Below are 5,774 nucleotides of genomic sequence, written 5' to 3' on the forward strand. Positions count from 1 at the left end.
CCCCATGCCTGACTGGCACGAAATGAGTCGGTAGGCGCCTTAGGGAGCATGGCGAAACCGGTCGTTCGCTTATCCAGATCCTAGCAGACATTTTTTCAAGCAAAGCCGGTGCGGCTCATTGGCATAACTGATGCGAGTTTGACTCCGGATCCTTTTTATACCAGACGTACGATATATAAAGGAGCTGATGGCAGTGGCAAACAAACAGCTGAGTTTGGCGTTCAGCCGACAGGTCGCTGCCTTTAAGGACGATCCATGTCCTAAGGTTTCTGCGCGGTTGGAGCGTGTTGCTCGCCTGCGCCGGATGGTGATTGACAGCCGCGAAGCGTTTCGCAGCGCTCTGGCTGATGATTTCGGATCGCACCACCCCTGGCTAACCGATCTGATGGAAACCGGCCCGGTGCTAGGACGCTGCAACTATTTTCTGGCACACCTTGCGGAATGGCTCTCGGAGGAACGGATTGATCTGGGGCCAGAACATGGCACGTCGCATGGTGAAATTCTGATGCTGCCCAAAGGCGTGATGGGCAATATTGCGCCGTGGAACTTCGCCATCGAATCTGCGCTGGTGATGTGCGTGGACATGCTGGCGGCGGGCAATCGCGTGATCATCAAACCGTCCGAACTGGCACCGGCCACGGCGCAAGCAGTAGCGGATGCCGTTGCCGCGTATTTCGAGCCGGAACTTCTCACCGTTGTGCAAGGCGGGCCGGAACTGGCGCAAGAGTTCGCCGCGATGCCCTGGGATCATCTGACCTTTACTGGCAGCCCGCGCATCGGGCGACTGGTAGCGCAGGCGGCAGCGCGCAACATGGTGCCGGTCACGCTCGAACTGGGCGGCAAGAACCCGGCATTGTTCGCGCCTGATGGCGTGACCGAAGAATTGGTGCGGCTTTTCCTCTCGTTCCGCACGCTCAAATCAGGACAGGTCTGCACCGCGCCCGATCATGTGCTGGTGCCGCGCGGGCAGATGGAAGACTGGATCAGGCTGGCCCAAGCTGTCTGGCAGCAGGCCTATCCGGCCTACGTCGGGAGTGATCAGTGCATCGGCATCATCAACGCAGCGCACTTCGATCGGCTGTCAGGCTATGTCGAGGAAGCCCGCGCTCGCGGTGTCCGCGTTGAGGGGCTGAACGGCGATGTGCCAGATCGCGGACTGCGCCACTTCCCGCTGACGCTGGTGATCGATCCACCAGCAGATCTCGGCTGCATGACCGATGAGGTGTTCGGCCCCGTCATACCAGTTGTGCCCTATGACGATGTGGACAGCGCCTTTGCGCAGATCAATGCCAGGGAAACGCCGTTAGGTGCTTATATCGCGACGCACGACACGGCGCTTGCCACGCGTTTTGTTCGCGAAGTGCGTAGCGGCGGGGCTGCGGTCAATAACTTCGGGCTGCAAGGCGGGCATGTCGCCCTCCCGTTCGGCGGGTTGGGAAACTCCGGCCAAGGGTGCCATTCGGCCAAGCAGGGCTTCCTCAACTACAGTCACGCCAAATCGGTCTTCTGGGGATCGGCGGACAATATCGTCCACAAGGTGTTGGAGCCGCCGCTGTCCGAGCTGACCGGCATGGCCGCCAATGGCCAGTATGGGGAAGCCTGACCATGCCAAAGATAGTCGATCATGACGAACGCCGCGCGCATATTGCAGCCGCCGTGCTGCGTGTCATCGCGCGCGACGGTGTGAAGGGTGCAGACCTGCGCTCGGTCGCCAAAGCGGCTGGTTGCTCGACCGGGGTAATCGCGCATTATGTCGGCGACAAGGAGGCGATGTTGCTGGGAGCATTGCGTGAGGCAATGAACCATGTCGCGCGCGGCATGTCCGATGTCGCCGCGGGGCAAAGCGGGATGGCGCGACTGATCGCAATGCTCGAGGCCGGGATGCCGCTTGATCCGGAACGTGCCGCCTCGTGCCGCATCTTCTATCACTTCGCCGCCAAAGGGATGAACGATCCCACGCTCGCGGGAGAGCTCGCCAGTTACTATGACTGGTGGCGGCGCGAGGTAGGCGATGTGATCGAGGTCTTGCAGGCGGATGGACATTTCGCCGCGCAAGATCCGTCAGCGCTTGCCGAGACGATGGTCGCTCTGGCCGAAGGATTGGCAATCCAGGGCGTATTCGCGACTGACCCGGCGCAAACCGCGCGGCTGAGCGGGAGGCTGGCCGATGCCATCGCGCGCTTTGACGCGCCTCGTCCCCGTCAGGAGCACATGGCATGAATTCGCTGCAATCGCTTGAAACCGCGGTCCATGCTGCCTGGCGTGAACGCACCCCGCAATCGGCTGCCTGGCATGAGCGAGCGCAAGCCGCACTGGTTGGGGGTGTTTCCGGAACGGTCCGCTTTTTTCCGCCCTATCCGGCCTATTTCGAAGGCGGTCACGGCGCGCATGTCACCGACATCGACGGGCATGACTACATCGACTGCTTCCTGTGCGGGGCCTGCCTGCTGCTAGGCCACCGTGCGCCCGCCTTGATGGAGGCGATTGCCGAAGGGGCCACCAGAGGCTCGTTGATCCTGAATCCTCGGCACAGCATCGAGACAGCCGAGATGGTCCAGAATCTGGTGCCGGGGGCAGAACGGGTACGCTTCCTCAACAGCGGCACCGAAGCGGTCATGTCCGCACTGCGCTTCGCCCGCGCCTTCTCCGGACGGGCCAAGATCATCAAGTTTCTGGGCACCTATCACGGCATGGAAGACCAGATGCTTGTCGGGCTCGATGGGCGGGCCAATGTGCTAGGAGCAGGCATCCCCCCCGGTGCAGTGGAAGACATCATCATGCTGCGCTTTGGCGATGAGCCAGCGCTGCATGCGGCACTGGCGGGTGGCGATGTCGCAGCGGTTCTCATGGACCCGTCAATGCATCACGGTGGATTGTGGGTGGGCGATGGCAGCTTCCACCATGCCTTGCGCGACATTACGGCGAAGGCAGGCACGCTGCTGATCTTTGATGAAGTCATCGCAGGCTTCCGGCTTGCGGCAGGCGGCGGGCAGCAGCATTTCGGGGTGACTGCAGACCTCGCCATCTTCGGCAAGGCTTTCTCTGCGGGCGAAAAGCTGGGCGCAGTGACAGGCCGGGCGGATGTGATGGGTGTGGCCGATCCCTCGGGGCGCTCCAGGGGGCCCTTCGCTTTCCAGAGCGGTACAGGCAATGACACCACGGTCGCGCAGCTTTGCGCGCAGACGGCGATGCGCGACTATGCCCAGCGTCAGGCCGATGGCGACTATGACAAGATTGCAGCGCTTGCCCGGCGGCTGGGTGATGGGTTGGTGGCGACCTTTGCCGCGCACGGGTTGGCGCTCCACGCCAACACACTGGGGCCGATCGTCCGAATTTTCATGATCGATGGCGCGGCCGACTATGATCGGGCGAGTATCACAAATCGCAAGCAGCTCAATCTCTTTCACCTCGCGCTTCTGACCGAAGGTGTGCTGACGATCCCCGGCTCGAACGATTTCTTCTTGTCCTTTGCCCACAGCGAAGCGGATATCGACGCGATCATTGCTGCTGCCGCGCGCGTGCTCAAGCGGTTTGACTTTGCCAGCGCGGTTGAACCATGATCGCGCTGCCAATCGCCGGTCACTGGTTCGAGCGCAAGGCGCTGGGCGATGGCATCACTCTGCTGTGGGAACCGCATGTCCACCCGCTCCTGCGCTGCAACATCTGGCATGTCGCAGGGCGGGACTGCGATCTGCTGGTCGATACCGGGCTGGGCGTGGCGAGCCTTGCAGAAGCTGCTGCAGATCTGTTCGAAAAGCCGCTGACCGTTGTCCTCACCCATTGTCATATGGACCATGCGGGCGGCGCGCACGAGTTCGGCGTGTGCTGCGTCCATGCCGCAGAGGCGCAGGCGCTCACCAACGCCAGTAATCATTTGCCGCTCGATGCAGCCGCCTATTCGCCTAATGATCTCGCGTGGTTTTCGGGCATTGGCTACGACATATCGGGCGGCCTGTTGACCGCGATCCCGCATGCCGGGTTCGATCCTGGCACGCATGTCATGCAAGCCGCCGAAGCCTCGCACCTGATTGGCGAAGGCGATATGGTCGATCTGGGCGACCGCAAGTTCGAGGTGCTGCATCTGCCCGGCCATTCGCCTGGCAGTATCGCATTGTGGGATGCACAAAGCGGCACGCTGTTCTCGGGCGATGCGATCTACGATGGCCCGTTGCTTGACCAGATTCCGGGCTCTGACATCCCGGCCTACATCCGCTCGATGGAACGTTTACGCGCCCTGCCCGCCCGTATTGTCCATGCCGGCCATGAACCCAGCTTTGGCCGCGGCCGGCTGGTCGAGCTGGCCGATGCCTATCTCAACAGCAGGAGCGACCCATGACCATCGATGTCATTGTGCCCGAGGCCATGCGCAAAGCCTATGACGCGTTCCATTATGCGCCAGCGGTGCGCGAAGCCGGACTGATTTTCTGTTCAGGCGTGATCGGCCAGGGCGACAGCGCCGAAGACGAGTTTCGTGACGCCTGGCGAAAGATCGGCCTGATCCTTGCCGAAGCTGGCGCCGACTACGCCGATATTGTCGATACGACGATCTGCATGGTTGATCTGGCCTCCAATGCCGCAGTGATGGCCAAGGTCAAAGATACGTTCGTGCAAGCGCCTTATCCGGCTTCAACCTGGATCGGCGTTTCCGGCTTCGTCCGCCCGGGCGCACGCGCTGAAATCAAAGTGATTGCGAGGGTGACGCCATGATGATCGAGGTTGGCGAATTGACCCGCGAAGTGGGCGCGACTGCGGTACGCGCCATCGAGGACGAGCTGGATTGGGAGCATCTGCCCCATGTCCACGCCTTTGCTTTTGAGAGCATCACCCTCAACAAGGCTGACCGCAATGGCTGGGATGCCAAAGTTGTTCTGCGCGATGGGCAGGCCATGCGGATGACGGTGGCGCTTGATGCCGATCGGTTAGGATATACTAACGCCACATTCGATGCCGACGGGACCGAGAATGGCCGCACCGTTTGCCGGATCGCTCCGGGCGACGGCGATCATTGCACGATGCAGCTGAGCTTCTTTGTTCCGGATCGCCCGAATCTCGACAAACCTGCTGTAGGCAAGTTTTATTCCGACATGTGGGCCCGCCTGATTGATGAGGACGAGCCCAAGATGATCCACCGCGCCCGCGCGCTGCGGGAAGGAGCCAGGCTCCATAAGCAGCGACGGCAGGTAACCTTGGCGGACGGTACGGTCTGCGATGTGCCACTGGTCTGTCCGCACCTAGGGCTACCACTTAATTGTGAACCGGACAGCGATAATGTGATGACTTGTCCCTGGCACGGCTACCGCTTCGATGCGCAGACTGGTCAATGCGTCACCGGTCAGATCAAGGGCTGGATAAATCGTCCGGTAGGCAACAAAGCATGAGGGTGGGCGGTTTCGTTGCCTGGCCTTTCGCACTGATGGTCGGCACCTATGCGCTTTACCAGTTGATGCTCAAGCTCCCGCGCCCTGGGATCAATATTCTTGCCTTCCAGGTGCTGGCATATGCAGTTGCCTTGGTCGCCGTCTCGATCCTTTGGTGGCGCAACCCTGAACTTGGAAGCAATCGTTTTGAACTGCGCGACGTGTTGGTTGCAGTGGTATTTGGCCTAGCGGTGGTTGGACTCGAGTACGGTTATGTCTCCGCTTTCCGCCTGGGCTGGCCGGTAAACACCACTGGACCCATGGTTACAGTTGCCACCGCAGTCTTGCTTGTTCCCCTCGGGTGGTTGGCATTTCGAGAAGTTCTGTCACCGCGCAACCTGATTGGTGCGATCATGT

7 protein-coding genes are annotated in these 5,774 nt (G+C 61.1%); all 7 read left to right on the forward strand.

Annotated elements, in window-relative coordinates:
* Positions 1 to 193 precede the first annotated feature (193 nt).
* Positions 194 to 1,603 carry an aldehyde dehydrogenase family protein gene (locus tag ABL922_RS13905; RefSeq protein WP_349024810.1) on the forward strand — a complete coding sequence of 470 codons (1,410 nt, stop codon included), beginning with the start codon at positions 194 to 196 and terminating at the stop codon, positions 1,601 to 1,603.
* Positions 1,604 to 1,605: 2 nt separating this feature from the next.
* Positions 1,606 to 2,220: a TetR/AcrR family transcriptional regulator gene (locus tag ABL922_RS13910; RefSeq protein ID WP_349024811.1), complete on the forward strand. Its 615-nt coding sequence runs from the start codon at positions 1,606 to 1,608 to the stop codon at positions 2,218 to 2,220.
* The gene (locus ABL922_RS13915) at positions 2,217 to 3,560 is read left to right on the forward strand and encodes an aminotransferase class III-fold pyridoxal phosphate-dependent enzyme (protein ID WP_349024812.1); all 1,344 of its coding nucleotides are present in this window, start codon (positions 2,217 to 2,219) and stop codon (positions 3,558 to 3,560) included. The genes ABL922_RS13910 and ABL922_RS13915 overlap by 4 nt, the downstream gene beginning before the upstream one ends.
* The gene (locus ABL922_RS13920) at positions 3,557 to 4,336 is read left to right on the forward strand and encodes an MBL fold metallo-hydrolase (RefSeq protein WP_349024813.1); all 780 of its coding nucleotides are present in this window, start codon (positions 3,557 to 3,559) and stop codon (positions 4,334 to 4,336) included. Before ABL922_RS13915 ends, ABL922_RS13920 begins: the two co-directional genes overlap by 4 nt.
* Entirely contained in the window at positions 4,333 to 4,707 is a 375-nt protein-coding gene (locus ABL922_RS13925) for a Rid family hydrolase (protein WP_349024814.1), read from the forward strand. Before ABL922_RS13920 ends, ABL922_RS13925 begins: the two co-directional genes overlap by 4 nt.
* On the forward strand, positions 4,704 to 5,378 hold the full coding sequence (locus tag ABL922_RS13930; RefSeq protein WP_349024815.1) for a Rieske (2Fe-2S) protein: 675 nt from the start codon (positions 4,704 to 4,706) through the stop codon (positions 5,376 to 5,378). Before ABL922_RS13925 ends, ABL922_RS13930 begins: the two co-directional genes overlap by 4 nt.
* A 2-nt stretch (positions 5,379 to 5,380) precedes the next feature.
* On the forward strand, positions 5,381 to 5,774 hold a 394-nt coding region (locus ABL922_RS13935; protein WP_349024816.1), incomplete at its 3' end, for a hypothetical protein.

Source organism: Sphingorhabdus sp. (assembly GCF_040079335.1).
In the GTDB taxonomy this organism is placed as follows: Bacteria; Pseudomonadota; Alphaproteobacteria; order Sphingomonadales; family Sphingomonadaceae; genus Sphingorhabdus_B.

Excerpts from the sequence above, each read along its gene's own strand:
- ABL922_RS13910 (WP_349024811.1), top strand. The coding sequence starts at position 1,606 with ATGCCAAAGATAGTCGATCATGACGAACGCCGCGCGCATATTGCAGCC.
- ABL922_RS13915 (WP_349024812.1), top strand. The coding sequence starts at position 2,217 with ATGAATTCGCTGCAATCGCTTGAAACCGCGGTCCATGCTGCCTGGCGT.
- ABL922_RS13920 (WP_349024813.1), top strand. The coding sequence starts at position 3,557 with ATGATCGCGCTGCCAATCGCCGGTCACTGGTTCGAGCGCAAGGCGCTG.
- ABL922_RS13925 (WP_349024814.1), top strand. The coding sequence starts at position 4,333 with ATGACCATCGATGTCATTGTGCCCGAGGCCATGCGCAAAGCCTATGAC.
- ABL922_RS13930 (WP_349024815.1), top strand. The coding sequence starts at position 4,704 with ATGATGATCGAGGTTGGCGAATTGACCCGCGAAGTGGGCGCGACTGCG.